The 16,923-nt window shown below is 48.2% G+C and carries 18 protein-coding genes; 12 read left to right on the top strand and 6 right to left on the bottom strand.

Annotated elements, in window-relative coordinates; all coding sequences use genetic code 11:
- The first annotated feature begins 57 nt into the window (after nucleotides 1-57).
- A complete protein-coding gene (locus V5T57_RS05980; protein WP_332890263.1) occupies nucleotides 58-960 on the top strand; it encodes a TIGR02285 family protein in 903 nt (300 codons plus the stop codon).
- Nucleotides 961-1,266: 306 nt separating this feature from the next.
- Here V5T57_RS05980 and V5T57_RS05975 read toward each other — a convergent pair whose 3' ends face one another.
- On the bottom strand, nucleotides 1,267-2,538 hold the full coding sequence (locus V5T57_RS05975; protein WP_332890262.1) for a cyclic di-GMP phosphodiesterase: 1,272 nt from the start codon (nucleotides 2,536-2,538) through the stop codon (nucleotides 1,267-1,269).
- 265 nt (nucleotides 2,539-2,803) lie between these two features.
- Between V5T57_RS05975 and V5T57_RS05970 the strand changes: the two genes are divergently transcribed.
- The gene (locus V5T57_RS05970; RefSeq protein WP_332890261.1) at nucleotides 2,804-3,391 is read left to right on the top strand and encodes a hypothetical protein; all 588 of its coding nucleotides are present in this window, start codon (nucleotides 2,804-2,806) and stop codon (nucleotides 3,389-3,391) included.
- A 43-nt stretch (nucleotides 3,392-3,434) separates the two neighbouring features.
- Here the strand turns inward: V5T57_RS05970 and V5T57_RS05965 are convergent, their stop codons facing one another.
- The gene (locus tag V5T57_RS05965; RefSeq protein ID WP_332890260.1) at nucleotides 3,435-3,974 is read right to left on the bottom strand and encodes a toxin-antitoxin system YwqK family antitoxin; all 540 of its coding nucleotides are present in this window, start codon (nucleotides 3,972-3,974) and stop codon (nucleotides 3,435-3,437) included.
- Between the two features lie 9 nt (nucleotides 3,975-3,983).
- The gene (locus V5T57_RS05960; RefSeq protein ID WP_332890259.1) at nucleotides 3,984-4,205 is read right to left on the bottom strand and encodes a rubredoxin; all 222 of its coding nucleotides are present in this window, start codon (nucleotides 4,203-4,205) and stop codon (nucleotides 3,984-3,986) included.
- A gap of 501 nt (nucleotides 4,206-4,706) precedes the next feature.
- On the opposite strand from V5T57_RS05960, the gene V5T57_RS05955 reads away from it, so the two are divergent.
- From V5T57_RS05955 to V5T57_RS05915, 9 genes are all read left to right on the top strand, one after another.
- The gene (locus tag V5T57_RS05955) at nucleotides 4,707-5,156 is read left to right on the top strand and encodes a hypothetical protein (RefSeq protein WP_332890258.1); all 450 of its coding nucleotides are present in this window, start codon (nucleotides 4,707-4,709) and stop codon (nucleotides 5,154-5,156) included.
- A gap of 286 nt (nucleotides 5,157-5,442) precedes the next feature.
- The gene (locus V5T57_RS05950) at nucleotides 5,443-6,048 is read left to right on the top strand and encodes a hypothetical protein (protein ID WP_332890257.1); all 606 of its coding nucleotides are present in this window, start codon (nucleotides 5,443-5,445) and stop codon (nucleotides 6,046-6,048) included.
- Nucleotides 6,049-6,193: 145 nt separating this feature from the next.
- Complete coding sequence (locus V5T57_RS05945) at nucleotides 6,194-6,466, top strand: hypothetical protein (RefSeq protein ID WP_332890256.1); 273 nt, start codon at nucleotides 6,194-6,196, stop codon at nucleotides 6,464-6,466.
- 288 nt (nucleotides 6,467-6,754) lie between these two features.
- Nucleotides 6,755-7,438 carry a hypothetical protein gene (locus V5T57_RS05940; protein ID WP_332890255.1) on the top strand — a complete coding sequence of 228 codons (684 nt, stop codon included), beginning with the start codon at nucleotides 6,755-6,757 and terminating at the stop codon, nucleotides 7,436-7,438.
- Nucleotides 7,439-7,681: 243 nt separating this feature from the next.
- Entirely contained in the window at nucleotides 7,682-8,365 is a 684-nt protein-coding gene (locus V5T57_RS05935) for a hypothetical protein (protein WP_332890254.1), read from the top strand.
- Nucleotides 8,366-8,582: 217 nt separating this feature from the next.
- Nucleotides 8,583-9,266, top strand: a complete 684-nt coding sequence (locus V5T57_RS05930; protein ID WP_332890253.1) for a hypothetical protein — start codon at nucleotides 8,583-8,585, stop codon at nucleotides 9,264-9,266.
- Between the two features lie 246 nt (nucleotides 9,267-9,512).
- Nucleotides 9,513-10,196 carry a hypothetical protein gene (locus tag V5T57_RS05925; protein WP_332890252.1) on the top strand — a complete coding sequence of 228 codons (684 nt, stop codon included), beginning with the start codon at nucleotides 9,513-9,515 and terminating at the stop codon, nucleotides 10,194-10,196.
- A gap of 131 nt (nucleotides 10,197-10,327) precedes the next feature.
- Entirely contained in the window at nucleotides 10,328-11,389 is a 1,062-nt protein-coding gene (locus V5T57_RS05920; RefSeq protein WP_332890251.1) for a hypothetical protein, read from the top strand.
- A 3-nt stretch (nucleotides 11,390-11,392) separates the two neighbouring features.
- Entirely contained in the window at nucleotides 11,393-11,659 is a 267-nt protein-coding gene (locus V5T57_RS05915; RefSeq protein WP_332890250.1) for a lysozyme family protein, read from the top strand.
- Nucleotides 11,660-11,868: 209 nt separating this feature from the next.
- Here V5T57_RS05915 and arsC read toward each other — a convergent pair whose 3' ends face one another.
- Nucleotides 11,869-12,216, bottom strand: coding sequence for an arsenate reductase (glutaredoxin) (gene arsC / locus V5T57_RS05910; protein WP_332890249.1), 348 nt, complete (start codon nucleotides 12,214-12,216; stop codon nucleotides 11,869-11,871).
- Nucleotides 12,217-12,231: 15 nt separating this feature from the next.
- Complete coding sequence (locus V5T57_RS05905) at nucleotides 12,232-12,654, bottom strand: YqaA family protein (RefSeq protein WP_442918169.1); 423 nt, start codon at nucleotides 12,652-12,654, stop codon at nucleotides 12,232-12,234.
- A 208-nt stretch (nucleotides 12,655-12,862) separates the two neighbouring features.
- On the opposite strand from V5T57_RS05905, the gene V5T57_RS05900 reads away from it, so the two are divergent.
- Nucleotides 12,863-15,784 (top strand): SUMF1/EgtB/PvdO family nonheme iron enzyme, encoded by a 2,922-nt coding sequence (locus V5T57_RS05900; RefSeq protein ID WP_332890247.1) that lies wholly within the window; start codon nucleotides 12,863-12,865, stop codon nucleotides 15,782-15,784.
- A gap of 502 nt (nucleotides 15,785-16,286) precedes the next feature.
- Here V5T57_RS05900 and V5T57_RS05895 read toward each other — a convergent pair.
- Nucleotides 16,287-16,829 carry a hypothetical protein gene (locus V5T57_RS05895; RefSeq protein WP_332890246.1) on the bottom strand — a complete coding sequence of 181 codons (543 nt, stop codon included), beginning with the start codon at nucleotides 16,827-16,829 and terminating at the stop codon, nucleotides 16,287-16,289.
- Nucleotides 16,830-16,923: the final 94 nt, after the last annotated feature.

Below are 16,923 nucleotides of genomic sequence, written 5' to 3'. Positions count from 1 at the left end.
GGCTAACAATGATCATAGAAAGATCAATGATCCAGATATTTTTTGAGGATGAACCCTATGCCCCACCGCCCCCTCATCCATATGTTCGTCTTGCTACTTTACCTGCAAGCCATACCTGCTATGGCACAGATGACACCCACCAACATACGGTGGCTTATTTTTGATTTTCCACCCATCTATGTGGTTTCTGGCCCCTTACAAGGCCAAGGTTTTGTTGATCATATGGAGCAGGATATCAAACAGCGGTTGCCGCAGTATCAACATAGCCGCAGCACAACCAATATTAAACGGGTGTTAGAGACCATTAAGGCCCAACAGCAGGTGTGTGCCTCTGGCCTGCTCTGGACAGAGAACCAAGCACAATACATCACCTACTCCCTACCCTTTATGTTTGTATTGCCCGCCAAATTTGTCATCCGAGCAGAGGATCTACCGCGCTTTCAGCCCTATCTTGACCCCAACGGGGCCCTCTCCTTAAGGCAACTGTTGAACCAAACGGATCTGATCCTGGGTTACACCCATGCGCGCGCCTACTCCAAAACCCTGGCGCCCATTATTGAACATGACACCAACCCCACCAACAGCTTGGCCTCTAACCGTGACAGTGTGACCAAACCTTTGATCAACATGCTCAACCATAAGCGGTTTGACTACACCATCGCTTTTCCATCAGAAGTACGCTTTTTGGCCCAAGAGCTTTCCATTGCACCAGAGACCTTCCTAACCATTCCCATTTTGGAGTCCAACTGGGCGCAACACGCCTATGTTGGTTGTCCCAAAACCCCATGGGGTGAGCAGGTTATCGCGCGTGTTAATCAGGAGATTAAGAAATTACGCACACAACCTGGTTTTATGGAGCACTATCTGTACTGGTTGGACCAGCCATCCAAACAGCAGTACAACAGGCTGGTTGCGCAGGGTTTTCATGACACATTCCCCCCCAAACCCCCACATCCATGAGCACTCGAGAGGTGCGACCTATTTTTTAGGTTAAGGAGATTATGTGGAAACCCTGTTTAGAAGGGTATCCACACCTTGTTGATTCGTGGCTATACACACATTCCAATACCCCAAGTGTGGTTGATAGATGAGGTTAAAGAGATGATATGTGTTGGAACAGAGTTAGGCTGTGCGTCGGTATAAAGGGGTCGAACAGCCGCGCTACGACCCCAGGGTGTGGTGCATAGGGGGAAGCGCCAAGGGATAAAAAAAGAGCGGTATCTATAAAGATACCGCTCTTTTTTTTACCTATCTGTTCGGGACTGCTTAGTTAAACAGCTCCGGTTTGGGCATATGTTTTTTAGGATCCACACCCCACTTACGGGCATCTTCCACACCTGCCACAGCCCAACCCTTATCCTCTTTACGTTCAATCAGGTTGAGCGTAACGGGCTTCAATTTCTTTTTCTTTTTGGAGTCAATAAGCAGACGCACAACCGGATGCAATAAGCTGTCTGTGGTCTCTTGCACAACCCCCAGATAACCATTGTTCAAACTGACCAGGGTACCCATGGGGTAGATCCCCACACACTGAACAAACTTCTGGAACAGTTCTGGGTTAAAGTGGAATTTGCTCCACTCCATCATCCGCTTCAAAGCGTGGTGGGGTGAATTACCCTTGTGATAACACCGGTCGGAGGTAATGGCATCGTATACATCCACAATGGCGGACATCTGGCCCATCTGGCCAATGTCCTGACCTTTAAGCTTGCGCGGATACCCTGAACCATCCCAACGCTCATGGTGACGACCTGCGATCTGCACACTCAGCTCACTAATACCGGGTGCAGCTTCTAAAATCTTCTCACTATGCACCACATGCATTTTCATCTGCAAAAACTCCTCATCACTCAACTTACCTGGCTTGTTGAGAACCTCCTGAGGTGTTTTCATCTTACCAATATCATGCAGCATCGCCCCCACACCTACCGCCACCAGATCTTCTGGTGACATCTCCATAGATTGGGCAAAAGCCACCAAAAACACCCCTACATTGACAGAGTGCATAAAGGTGTATTCATCTTTAGCTTTAATCATACTCAAACTGAGCATGGCATCTTTGTTACTGAACATGGATTCCACCATGTCCTTCATCATATCCTTCACCGGACCAACGGTAATGGTCTTACCCAAACGCACATCATCAAGCATATCCCCAACCAGACGGCGGGCTTTCTGCTTAACCTCATGGGCGTGGTCCAGCTCTTCTTCAATGGGCTTTTTATCAATATTGGGGTTGGGTAGGTCGAGCGCATCGTCATCCTCCCCCAGCTCCATCATCTGCGCAGCCAGCTCAGCTTCAATCTCGGCTTGCGTCTTTGCCCCTTCTACATCTTTACCTTTATCGGTATCGATATAGACTTCCCGGATCGAGTTATCGGCTAACACACGCCGAACATCCCCATCACTGTTTAGCAGCATCTGCTGGGGCAGTGCGTTGGGGTCCTTTCCTGAGCGGGCATCTTCATTCCAACCATTGTTGAAATCGCTGACATACATACCCGGTTCAAGCTGATTGACTGAAATTTTCTTTTTCATGCGTCACTCTCGCTGCCACATCCTGTGGAGAGGGGATCATAGAGATCACGACCAATTCTCCCAACTTGGAGTCACTGGTCTTCTGTTTCGTTCCCTGTTAACCCACTCATTTCACTAACCACACCCACGCCTCACAGGGCCCAAATGGCACCCTACCCCGAACTGACATGGCGTCATTACGTAAATCCTGCAAATCTCTCGAAGAATCACATACTCAGGTCAGTAAGAAAACCGATCCTTCACTAATTCTGGCGTGCAAAAAGCCATGCGTCAACTATTGAGCCGAACCTTTCTGCTTCCTACCCCAAAAAAAGAGGAAAAAAATGCCTTAAACCAGACAGTAAATATTTATATAGCTTTGATATATAAGGTTTATTTTTGTGGCACAAGCGTTGCTAACTGGTTTTATGCAACACCAGTTTGTCCGATCTTGACAGCGGCAGGATCGGAGCCCGAGATCTCCGCTCTTTTAAAAAAGCGTGTTGGTGCCATGAAAGAGATGCCAGAAATTTCAGTAATGCGATGTCCCATCTGTAGTGGGCGTCCAGCGCATATCTATGTGTGCGTGGGCTGTGGTGAGGTACGTTGTGGTCAAAACAGTTGTACCGGAAGTGAAAATGGCCATGAAGGCTGGGCAGGTTCTGGGACCCTGTGCCGTCATTGTGGTCAGGGCCGTTACCGTGTCATGAGTTTTCAAAGCTCGGAATATTCCGATTTTGTGCGGGAGTACTCTTTCCGCAAACGGGATCAACAAGCAATGGATCAAGACATGGGTAAAGCAGCTTCAGTGCAGGACGAGTTGCTGCAGCGGCTCAAGCGACCCGCGACCCGTTCAGGGTCTAGTCGTCGATAAGGGACACCGCAGCTGCGAAAAAGGGGTCTGGTCAAGGTCGGTTCTACTTAATGTGGAGCAGATCGTCGCTAGGCCCCTCTTTCATTTTGGCCTCAATCTGTGCACGCCTAGCTGGATTAGGATAGGCGCGTACATTCCCTTCTTGGTAGTAGAGGTTTCGTGCGACTTTGCCATCCTTCTTGTAATAGACAGCACCTCCATGACGGCGCCCATTAAAGTAGGACTCCTCTGAACGGACCTTACCTCGGGAATCAAACCGTTTGATCTGACCGTTGCGCCGTCCAAACACATATTTATCTTCAATTTTTGATCCATTGGTACGGTAGGTGGTCCAGGTACCATCCCTTAAACCGTTGGCATATAGCCCTTCCATATAGATCTTACGGTCTGCCCCCTCCTCCTTTGCAGGGTAGAAGGCAACCACAGGACCTGAATAGGGCGCCAGGGATCCTTTAAGATAGGCACGACCCTTACGTAGCTCCAGATCGGAGAATTCCGTTGGACCACACGCCGCCAGCATAAGTCCCAAGGACATTACCAGCAGTGCACGCTTATGTTTGGTCTTCACTCGGGTAAGCAACATGGCTTGTTCCTAAAAGTCGATCTCTTCATCATCGGCTTCCGCCAATTCGATAGGGGCATCCGCTTCCAGCTCGTCTTCATTCTGGAAATGGGCTTTAGATAAACCACACACCGGACAGCGCCAATCCTCAGGCAGGGCGCCAAAAGCCGTACCTGGCTCGGCTCCAGTGGCGGAAGATCCCACCGCCTCATCGTACTCATAGTCACAGCTCATACAACACCAGACACCCATGGGAGCTCCTTCTCGGGTCACTTAAACCCGTACAACCTAATCTGACCAATCAAGGTACATTACCTATCGCCCATTTGGTCTATTTTCATGCATCCTTCATAAGAAAATAGGCCAAGCAAAGCCACATGCCGTTTGACATACCTCTGATTGTACAGACAGTTTTATCGTTTTTAACCACTCCCATGCGTGTTGCGGGGTTTATCTTTAAGAGTATGTATACCTCAAAAAAATCCACCACATCACGCGCCCTCTTTTGGGGCTTGTACTCTTAGATCGGCCAAAATGCTCATTCTCTTCATCGTACAATGCATTTTTTTTGAAATAAGTTAAAAAAAATACAAACCCGCCTGCTCGGCATAAGCGTTGCATTCCATCCTGCACAGGTCTCAAGAATCCGGAAATCCAAGTGAAGCAAGGTCTCATGACGTGGCTGTCATGATTTTGTCCACAAAATATTGGCCCTTTCCATTCGGTCTGCACAAAACCAAGGGAGATGCGACCATGAAACCCAGTCATACTTCAAACCGACATGGCTTTGATACCGATAACTTTAAAACTTTAAAATCCATAGATTCAGACATTTACGATACTTTTTCTGAAATACGCCATGACGATCTCTTTGAGATTGGCACAGTACGCGCATGGTGTTTTCCTCCAAAGGGTGCCCCAGCTTCAGTCCATCGGGCTTGGGATATGGCCGTCAATATGATCAGCGACGAAGATGCCGATCACTTGGCCGCCCGCTTTTTTGAAAGCAGCACACCGGTTGGTTTTCCCTTACCTGATTCCAAATCAGATCAGGGTAATCAGCCCCATGGTTCATATCGGGCATGGACCCGCCGATTAATGGCGGAACTCTCCTGTCATAACCATGGTCGTGAAGATTTTGATGAACAACATGCTCTACTGGAGCTGTTTTTATGGGCACTCACGGCATGTGAAGCCCCGTAAAAAAGGAATACAAACCAGCCCACGTCCGGGATTGGTGCGGTTCCTTTGATGTAAAAGCTAAAAAAAGCACCATTTTTTGATCGCCCAGCGCGTCAGACAATTGTGCCCTTTGCACGGAAGCAAAGGTGGGATAACAAGAGGTTATCTCTTACTAGGATGTACCGCAGTATCGACGATATTAAGATCATGTGGTCAGCTGTGGATTAGGCATGCTCGTGGTGAAGGAATCACCACATTTCATGGATCGAATACCGGCAATAGAACCGGGGTCTAGGGAGGACCAACCATGTTGCACATCACCTCAACGGCCCATCGGCCCCAGGGCCCGATGCAGACCAAAACAGGTGCGGGTAACGCACCAATGGATCATGCACCGGGTTTTGATAGCGCCCTGGAAGAAGCCAGCCGTCAAGTGGAGACCAAACCATCCACTAAGGTTGAACCCGTGGTAACCGCCGCAGCGGTCATGCCCGAGCGCGCCCTACAAGGTGCCATGCTACCCGGCTATGATCAAAGCAAAGGCATTACCCCCGAAGCCCTGCACCAAATGCTTAGCCGAGAAGAGATGGAAGCTTTTGGGCAGCTACTGGGTACCAGCAACCCCAAAGAGCGCCTGGGGGATCACCCTCTACCGCCCAATTTGGAAAAACGCTGGATGGAAGTCATCAATGGTTTAAGCACTGATCTACGGGCTGCTCTAACCAAGCTGCTGCACGGTGAAAGCAAAGATGCTACCCATCTTAGTACCGCTGCTGAAAAAGGATTACCTCTGGAAGACCTGAGCCAACGTCTGCTCGGCGCTCTGGAAGAGGATCGAGATGCCATCCCACCAGCCACCTATCGGGCATGGCGCTTACGTATTGATGATCTACAAGGTCATATGACCAGTTAATTGTAGAATACAGTAGGGCTTGATAGGATGATGGTCATCCTATCGAGAGAATGTTTTAACTGTGAGGTTTAAGGTAGGCTTGCTAAAAGTCTGCTGTTGTGGGGGGAGACAACCAAAACCTCACGTTGCTTGTCGAGAGAGAGTTATGAACGACATCAGCAACACGCTTCGTGTCCAAGCTTCAACCCAGGCCAAGCCTAAGGCTTCACCACCCAGTGGAGCACAAGGTAAAGAACGTTCACCAATCCTTAATCCAAGCCCAACAAAGGATGTGGTCACGCTAGAACGCTCTGAACCTGTGGTTAAAGCCATCGATGTACTGGTTGATGAAGTGATGGATGCCCTGGTCAACCGCAATGTCGACCTTGGAGCGTTAACCCATAACTTGAATAACCAGAGCCGTCAGCTGGTCAAGTAACCCTTGGGTTGACCCCATAAAAAGCAGACCTGCTTCTGATGATCATGCAAAAGCCCCCAACGCCAGTTTGGGGGCTTTTTTTTGCCCAACAGCACACAACAATAACAACGTTAACAAACAACCACCATACTGTGGCACTCTATGCTGATACGCTGACACCGACCCAAAACCAAAGCGTTTAACTAAGTTTGCATGCTCGTTCATGCACACCTAATGGCTTTTCACTTGAATGAGTTTGGTTTTCTATTATGCTATTACTTTAGGACTACACGTGTAGTTATCACCTGTATGATGACGGATTGGGTTATGCGTATGGCTACGTTTTTTCGCTTTCTTTTGCTGGTGCTCTGCACTTTTAGCCTGGGCACTTATATCTGGATACAGATCTATGCAGATCCTGACTATCATTTAGAGATAGGGGGACGCATTTTTGATATCCCACTACCCTATGTGCCCATCATTTTTTCTTCACCAACCCGTACAGGAGAACAGGGAGAAAAAATACACATTAACGATGCAGTTAATCTGCAGTTTTATTATCCCAACCTTACCTCTGAGATCGAAGAGGATGTGTTAGGTATTCAGTGTCATGGAGACTCCTTATGCACACAATTATATGATATTACGGTTGTATTTTTTAACAGTAGAGCTTTTAAGAATTCAATTTTAAAAGATTTGAAATATGCGCAATCCAACCCCAATAAAGTGTGGATGTTTGATAACACCTACTGTGTAGAACAAGATCCAGCTCATTTTTTTGATAAAGAAGAGAAGCTATGCATTGTTGATGAACATCTGGTGGCTTCTTATACCCCTGCACCAGGAAATCTCGGTGTGGTCAGAGCATATGGATTTTACGAAGATGATCTCATCCTTAAAGTTGGGATCAATAATCCACATTTTCAAAAAGCCCAAGAGATCTTTGAGGGCATTAAACTGAAACTTCAAGGTTATGAGAGGAAAAGTCAGTGAACACATCGTCCAACAAACAGACGTATCGTCCAGCAGAACAAAAGCGTCTAACCCAAGCTTTTAATAGCAAAGATCCATTATTTTTAGCGTTTTAAGCATGCTGGGTTAGCAGCATAAGCAACCACCAAAAACGGGTTTTTGTTAAGCAAAGCTTTAATACACTTCATGCTTTTCTTGTTTTAGATTGATTCGTTTAGTCATGGGTTATATTATAACTTTAAGACTAGTTTGGTTATCACCTGTATGATGACGGATTGGGTTATGCGTATGGCTACGTTTTTTCGCTTTCTTTTGCTGGTGCTCTGCACTTTTTGCCTGGGCACTTATATCTGGATACAGATCTATGCAGATCCTGACTATCATTTAGAGATAGGGGGCCGCATTTTTGATATCCCACTACCCTATGTGCCCATCATTTTTTCTTCACCAACCCGTACAGGAGAACAGGGAGAAAAAATACACATTAACGATGCAGTTAATCTGCAGTTTTATTATCCCAACCTTACCTCTGAGATCGAAGAGGATGTGTTAGGTATTCAGTGTCATGGAGACTCTTTATGCACACAAATATATGATATTACTGTTGTATTTTCTAACAGTAGAGCTTTTAAGAATTCAATTAAAAAGTATTTGAAAGATGCACAATCCAACCTCAATAAAGTGTGGATGTTTGATAACACCTACTGTGTAGAACAGGATACGCCTAATTCTTTTGAGAATGAAAAAAAGCTATGCATTGTTGATGAACAACTGGTGGCTTTTTTTAGGCCTGCACCAGGAGATCTCGGTGTGGTCAGAGCATATGGATTTTACGAAGATGATCTCATCCTTAAACTTAGTATCAATAATCCACATTTCCAAAAAGCCCAAGAGATCTTTGAGGGCATTAAACAGAAACTTCAAGGTTATGAGAGGAAAAGTCAGTGAACATATGGTCCAACAAACAGACGTATCATCCAGCAGAACAAAGACCATTATTTTTTAGCGTTTTAAGCATGCTGGGTTAGCAGCATAAACAACCACCAAAAACGGGTTTTTGTTAAGCAAAGCTTTAATACACTTCATGCTTTTCTTGTTTTAGATTGATTCGTTTAGTCATGGGCTCTATTATAACTTTAAGACTACACGTTTGGTTATCACCTGTATGATGACGGATTGGGTTATGCGTATGGCTACGTTTTTTCGCTTTCTTTTGCTGGTGCTCTGCACTTTTAGCCTGGGCACTTATATCTGGATACAGATCTATGCAGATCCTGACTATCATTTAGAGACAGGGGGACGCATTTTTGATATCCCACTACCCTATGTGCCCATCATTTTTTCTTCACCAACCCGTAAAGGAGAACAGGGAGAAAAAATCCATATAAATACACATGTTAATCTGCAGTTTTATTATCCCAACCTTACTTCTGAGATCGAAGAGGATGTGTTAGGTATTCAGTGTCATGGAAACCCTGTATGCATTCAAAAATATGATATGCAGGTCCTTTTTTTTAATAGTAGAGCTTTTAAAAATTCAATTGAAAAAGATTTTAAATATGCGCAATCCAACCCCAATAAAGTATGGGTGTTTGATAACACCTACTGTGTAGAAAAGGATACGATTAACTCTTTTGATAAAGAAGAAAAGCTATGCATTGTTGATGAATATCTGGTGGCTTTTTTTAGGCCTGCACCGGGAGATCTCGGTGTGGTCAGTGTCTATGGATTTTACGAAGATGATCTCATCCTTAAAGTTGGGATCAATAATCCACATTTTCAAAAAGCCCAAGAGATCTTTGAGGGCATTAAACTGAAACTTCAAGGTTATGAGAGGAAAAGTCAGTGAACACATCGTCCAACAAACAGACGTATCATCCAGCTGAACAAAAACGTCTAACCCAAGCTTTTAATAACAAAGATCCATTATTTTTAGCGTTTTAAGCATGCTGGGTTAGCAGCATAAGCAACCACCAAAAACGGGTTTTTGTTAAGCAAAGCTTTAATACACTTCATGCTTTTCTTGTTTTAGATTGATTCGTTTAGTCATGGGCTCTATTATAACTTTAAGACTATGCGTTTGGTTATCACCTGTATGATGACGGATTGGGTTATGAGTATGGCTACGTTTTTTCGCTTTCTTTTGCTGGTGCTCTGCACTTTTAGCCTGGGCACTTATATCTGGATACAGATCTATGCAGATCCTGACTATCATTTAGAGATAGGGGGGCGCATTTTTGATATCCCACTACCCTATGTGCCCATCATTTTTTCTTCACCAACCCGTACAGGAGAACAGGGAGAAAAAATACACATTAACGATGCAGTTAATCTGCAGTTTTATTATCCCAACCTTACCTCTGAGATCGAAGAGGATGTGTTAGGTATTCAGTGTCATGGAGACTCCCTATGCATACAAAAACATGAAATGCTGATCGTTTTTTTTAATAGTAGAGCTTTTAAAAATTCAATTGAAAAAGATTTTAAATATGCGCAATCCAACCCCAATAAAGTATGGGTGTTTGATAACACCTACTGTGTAGAACAAGATCCAGCTCATTTTTTTGATAAAGAAGAGAAGCTATGCATTGTTGATGAACATCTTGTGGCTTCTTATACCCCTACACCGGGAGATCTCGGTGTGACCAGAGCATATGGATTTTACGAAGATGATCTCATCATTAAAGTTGGGATCAATAATCCACATTTTCAAAAAGCCCAAGAGATCTTTGAGGGCATTAAACTGAAACTTCAAGGTTATGAGAGGAAAAGTCAGTGAACACATGGTCCAATAAACAGAGGTATCATCCAGCTGAACAAAAACGTCTAACCCAGGCTTTTAATAACAAAGACCCCATCGCCTTTTATCAAACTATAAAAAATGCTGGGGTAGCATACGGTCAAATGGGTTTGGCCGGCGCCAGTGGTGGTTTAATGGCAGATAATAGAACCATGGCTGCCATGGGAGCCCTAACCGGTGAGTTTATGCGCAGCGTGGCAGAAGAAAGAGGGGTTACGGTAACAACCGCTCTTATTGAAAAGGTTCGTCAGGGTTTAATGACAGCACATTACAAACTGCTCAAAGGTAATGACTGGAAACCTGTAGACTCTATAAGAATCCATGATTATCACATTGAAGTGTATAAAAACAATGGATTACCTAAAGAAACTTTTTCCGGTTATTACCTCGCCCAGTTGGTTGGCAAGGATAATTGGATTCCCCTTGGGGATAGTATTCTGGATATCCTTGTTGGTTATGCCAAGGGTGCATGGGATAACTTGGATATGAACAAGGAGAATGAGCTGTCTAATAAACTAAGTATGGGTTTGGAATATATTGCAAACTTCAGCAAGGATGGCCGCTCAGACAACACCGATTCATGGGATGCGATGATTCTGCAATTGGGTATTCCAGAGAAAATCAATAAGGCAGCAAAAAACCGCTGGCTAGAAAGATATCACCAACGACGTGCTACCCAGAATAGTCGTGATGAGCCACGCGAGCAAAAGACCCAAAAAGACGACATGGTTGGCACACAAAACAAATCACCTAGCCAACCCCCGCAAAAACGTACCGTAACACCACCGTCTGAACCCCATACACCCCAACCAAACGAACAGAGACCAAACACCAGCTTACTCAACAACCCTAGCCCTATGCCTACGGTTAAGCCGCTAAAATTTAAACTAAAAACGGGTGATCATCCTTTATTTAAAGCGGCGCGAAAGCCCCCTAAGTTCTGGAGCAAGCAAGAACAGGAAGCTGTGATGAATAATCACGCCCAACAAGACAACTTTGATCATCTCTATTCAAGCTTAAAGGGTGATCTTAATAAACTGGCTGATAACTACAGGCAAAGCCGTGGTAAACAGGTTATAAGCCTGTTAGATAAAAGGGCACATCGCCAGCCAAACCGCTGGAAAAGTGCAGACCAACCGGTTCTTGATTGGGCGGGTAAGGATATGCAATAGGGTGTGGATGAAGTAGGAGAGCTGCTGGAAAAACAGGCTAAGAAGTCCAGTCCAAAGCAAGCGGTCACACGGTTACAGTCCGTCGTAAACCAGCTGGAGCAGCGCATGCAACAACCTGCCACACACACAGCCTATGGTACGGCAGACCAACCAACCGACCAACACCATTTGGTTAAGCAAGATGGGGTATTAGGCCCAAAAACAGCTGGCGCTGTAAAGTGGATGGTCCACCAATATGGGGCTGATAACTTTATGAAACACCTGGCTTAAGCGCCCCTACCCTTGCATATGTCATGGGTCAAGTGCGGTAGATATACACATGAGTATTGGCAGAAAAACAGCCTGCTCTACCCAGCCCATATAGATGATGTGTGGATAGTTACTATGGGGCAAGGCTGCGCCAAGAGGTGTTGTGGGATAAAACGAAAAAGCCCCTGCTCGGGTTAACCCAGCAGGGGCTCATATACCTCATGATCTCATTAGAGAATATCCAACACCGACTCAGGCGGGCGACCCAAAGCTGCTTTGTCGCCATGAACCACCACAGGGCGCTCCATTAATTTGGGGTGGTTTACCATGGCATCCAACAGCTGGTCGTCACTTAAAGCGGTATCTTTAAGGTTATTCTCTTTATAGGCCTCTTCCCCTTTACGCAGGATCTCACGGGGAGATTTACCCAACTTTGTTAAAAGGTCTTGCAACCCTGCTTTATCCAGCGGGGTTTTTAGATACTCCACCACCGTAGGTTCAATGCCTTTTTCCTGCAGTATCTGCAAGGTTTGACGCGACTTGGAACAGCGGGGGTTGTGGTAGATGGTGACCGACATGAGCTTTTCTCCAACTTACAACATCAAGAACAAAATCACCCCGTAGCGTCCGCCCTTACCCAGCAGAACCAGGGGAATAAATAGATAGAGTGGTGTACGAAACAAACCCGCTACCAAGGTTAGGGGATCCCCAATAATCGGTACCCAGGCCAACAGTAAGCTCCATACACCATAGCGGTCATAGCGATGTTTGGCCCGCTCCAGAGCCTGAGCGGATACAGGAAACCAACGATGATCCTGCCAATGCATCAACCAACGACCCAGGTACCAGTTTACCAATGCCCCTAGCACATTGCCAGCAGTGGCCGCCCCCCACAGTGCCCAAGCTGGCCAGCGTTCAGCAACGATCATAGCACTGAGCATGACTTCGGAAGAAAGCGGCAAAATGGTTGCAGCCAGAAATGCCAATAGGAAAAGAGAGCTCAACCCCATGCTCATCTCTCCCCCCCCCTGATCCTGTTGTAACCGAGATCTGAAGCGGATATGGGGTGGATAACATATTTGGGCATAATCTTTGCGTTACAGCTGTTGGAATCCATAGATTCTTTCGTACCCATAGGTTTTAGGCTTGACCCTGATACCGCATGTGTTGGCCCTGTATAGGGTTGAACACCTGTTAACATCCAGATGAAACCGGATCGCAGCCATGCATACCATTATCCGATTCATGCTTCTACCCATGCTCATGCTTTTGGGATTGGAGAGCCATGCGGCCCTACCCTTTGCCCATAGCACAGCACCGCCCCAATCAGCGGAAAATCAAGGGCCTAGCAAGCATAAGGCACCAGAGGCGGCCAAAGCCGTACAACGTAACCTGGATCCCCGTGCCCTGCTCACACCCCCTAAACGTGAAGCGGTTTTCTCACCGGACGGTAACCGTCTGGCGGAGACGGCGCAAGGGAGTGGTATTCAGGTACGCACCATGGGTGTTGAAGATGAAGCGGTGCGGTTAACCGGTCATCGCAATGGCATTACCGCCATGGTTTTTTCACCAGGGAGCCAACGCCTACTGACAGCGGGTGGTGATCTGCTGGTTAAACTGTGGGATCTGGATACCAGCCAACTCATCTACTCCTTGGCCGGACATGCAGCCCCCGTTCGGGATGCTGCCTTCTCATCCGACGGTCGTTTTATCCTGACCGCCAGTGATGATGGCACCGTGCGTCTGTGGGATACCGAAAGTGGACGTATGCTGGGGGGCCATCAGCGCCGTACCCGGTTACTTACGTTCACCCCGGATCGTCGCTATGCACTATCGGTGGATATGGATGATCCCCGTCTCATGCGCCGCTGGGAAGCGGTGACCGGTAAGACGGTTGGATATTTTCAAGGTCACAATAAAGCGGTAACCCGCATGGCCTATGCCCCCGGTGGGCTACGCATGGCCACTGCCGATGCCGGTGGGGGTATTATTTTGTGGGAAGCCCACAACCAAAACCCCATCAGTATTCTGGAGGGCCACACAGCGCCTGTGACCGAACTGGTGTTTAGCCAGGATGGTACGATGCTGCTCAGTGCCGACCGGTTACAGTCGTGGATTCTCTGGGATGCCCGTACCGGTCAACCACTACAGAGCGTACAAGCACCGCCCGGTGGTATTATGGCAGCCACCCTGCATGGTGGACCCCCCGCTAAACCACTCTTTTTGGGTGAACGCGGTATGTTGCGTATTTGGGATAGCTTAGGTGGTGGGGGTGCTTACACCCTGCTTAACCCCCCAACCCATGATCCCATAATGCCCAACCAAGGGGTTGAAATGGGTATGCCACCTGGTACAGCAGGACCCCATGTACCGGGTGCATGGATGCGCCAAAATGCAGGTGTACCTGCCCAGTCTATGGGTGGTGAAGCGCCCATGGGCAACATAGGCTATGGTGCCCCCGGTGCCGGTATGCCCGGTGGTCCAGCACTCAATAGCCCAGGTATGCAAACCACACCCGCTATGCCCGCTCAGGAGGTACAGTCTGGTACCGCTATTCCTGATCCAAATGGTCACCGACAGCGCCAAACCCCCATGATGGGTCGTGGCCAACAAGCCCCCACAGCCGGACCTTCTATTCCTGGTGGTGCCTTGTTACCCCAACCACGCCAAGCCCCAACCCATATCTTACCCAACCAAGGTAGTGCCCCCCGTGGCCTGATCCCTGCGGCACCCCCTGCGGTGGGTCGACCTGGTGCTGGTCTGCTACAGCCCAATGGCCAGCCCACGAGCAATCGCCGTGTGGCACTGGATACACCCCGTACCATGCAAGGGGAGATGATTCCCGGACCTGGACGCCTGTATCCATCCACCGCTGCGGGCCATACCGCACCGATGGTGGCTTCTGCAGCTCCGTTGGCACCCCGTAAACCCAGTGCCCGTTTTAGTCCAAAACCGTTGGGGCAAGTGCTCTCCGCACCGCCTATTCCAGCCGCTTCTGTCGCGACCCAAACGGTTAATGCGCCTATTCCAGCCACAAAGCCTATTATCCAGCGGGTTGCTTCAGCCAAACCGGTTATGAACCGGCCCACAAGTACGGCCAAAAAAGTACGTAAGCCCCAACGGGCACCTGTAAAAACCAAGCCCATTACCCAAAAGAACACCAAGAGCACCCCTAAAAAAGCGTACACATGGGTAAAGCCTAAAAAACCCGCCGCCAAACCCCTACACCTGGCTGCGACCCCTAATCCTGAAACCGTGCCCATGCACGATAGCAACAGCGTGGTGGATGCCGATACGGGGATTACCTTTGTTAAAGTACCCGGTGGCTGCTTTACCATGGGTGGTAATGACAAACATCTGACGCCGCCTGAGCGCCCAGCCCATAAGGTGTGTGTCAAACCCTTTTGGATGAGCCGTTTTGAGGTCACCCAAGGGCAGTGGCAGTCTATGATGAAAAAGAACCCATCCTTTTTCAAACTGGGCCCAAACTACCCTGTTGAACAGGTTTCTTGGGACGATACCCAACGCTTTATCCGTAAAATCAACCGTAAGGTTGGTCGTCAAGTCTATCAACTCCCCACCGAAGCACAGTGGGAGTTCGCTTGCCGCAGTGGTGGCCGGGATGAGAACTACTGTGGTAGTGATAACCTGAGTGCCGTGGGTTGGCATAAAGGTAATGGGGGACTCTCCACCCATGCGGTGGGGTTGCGCCGCCCCAATGGGTTGGGTCTGTTTGATATGACCGGTAATGTGTTGGAGTGGACGCGAGATGGCTTTCAAGCCAACTACTACAGCAAAAGCCCCAAGCAGGACCCCAGTGGTCCTAAGGTGGCCAAGCACCGCACCGCCCGTGGTGGTAGCTGGCGTACGCCCCCTCCAGATGAAGCCCGCGCCACGCTGCGCCACGATCTATCACCCAAGCTAAAACATGCCTCGTTGGGTTTCCGGGTTATCCGCGCTACACCGCCGCGCCCTGCCCGTACGGTGGTACGCCGTGCCGGGGAGCGTCGAGCTTCGGCCATTAAGGTCAAGCAGTTGAATATAGCCCAAGCTCAACAGCCGAATATGGTGAATGGTATTCCCCGCTTTGTCACGCCACAGGCTGGCAGCATGGACCCCCCACCCATTATTCTACCCACTAAGTAAGATCACAGACCAAAGGCCAGCTCAATGAGCTGGCCTTTTTTTTAAAAGCTATTCTCTTCTGCCCCTCTACTAAGAGCTCTTCAGGCAGGATGGATGTGATCTGTATATCTGTCACCATTAATAAGCCTATCGATACGGTCACCAAAGCGCCTGACCCGACCGTGTACAGGGAACAAGGGGATCATGCCCACTCCCCTGAGCGGAGGGGCCATGGTGTGCGTTTGCGCATTGGATCTGTAGCATGTGCCGTGGCGGCACCTCTCAACCACAACCAACCTCTATGCAAACAGGCGTGTCCTCACAACCAATGCCTCGGTTATGGCACCTGTCCCAGAGCTGGGTTCTTGATGGTTGGGATGGTGGTCATCGATCATCCCACAAGCTCTTCATCATGATCTTGCCCACTCCTCCTACATACTGATAGACAGAAAATAGCGCATAGAAAAAGGGCTTTGTGAAAACCACAAAGCCCTTCTTGGCAGAAGCGGGTGCGTTAGTTCCGCTACATGCGTGCCAGATGCATCAACTTTTTCCAGCCATCCAGGGTGCGACCCCGTACCATCAGTGCATGGGGCTTGGTGTCCCACATTTTGTAGACCACCATATCCTCTTGAACGGCAGGTTCATTTTTAACCAAAAACAGTGCCCGGTAGGGAGCATCTGCCGCGACACCTAGATCCTGCTTACGAACCCGGGCCTGTAACAGATAGGCGTAGCAGCCTTGCCCGGCAGATTGACACTCCTGAACCCCATGGGGCATGCCCCCTGCCACTTCCCAACTCTCCCGTAGCAGTGGTTCGACCTCATGCATTTTTAGACGCATCACCCCCATCTCTCCACGGGGGTCAAAACCCAGCGCTTGCAACTGCTCAGCGGTGGTCATAAAAGGTGAGACTTCATCAAAGGCAGCTCTGGCCTGGGTGTACTGGGACCACCCCTGAGTGGCCACCTTGGCTGGAGCTTGAGCACTCTGAGGGCCATGCAGGGCACAACCACTGAGCAGACCCAAAGCCACCATCATCATGACTGGTTTCCATATTTTCATATCTTCCCCTCCTCTGTCGTCAGGAAGCGCTCTATCAAGCTGCCAAGCACCCTGAAAAAGCGGCACAGATACCAAAGATCGCATTACCCATAAT

It is taken from the genome of Magnetococcus sp. PR-3 (assembly GCF_036689865.1).
Taxonomy (GTDB): domain Bacteria; phylum Pseudomonadota; class Magnetococcia; order Magnetococcales; family Magnetococcaceae; genus Magnetococcus.
The sequence above is the reverse complement of the archived record's forward strand: the minus strand, read 5'-3'. Positions and strand labels throughout refer to the sequence as shown.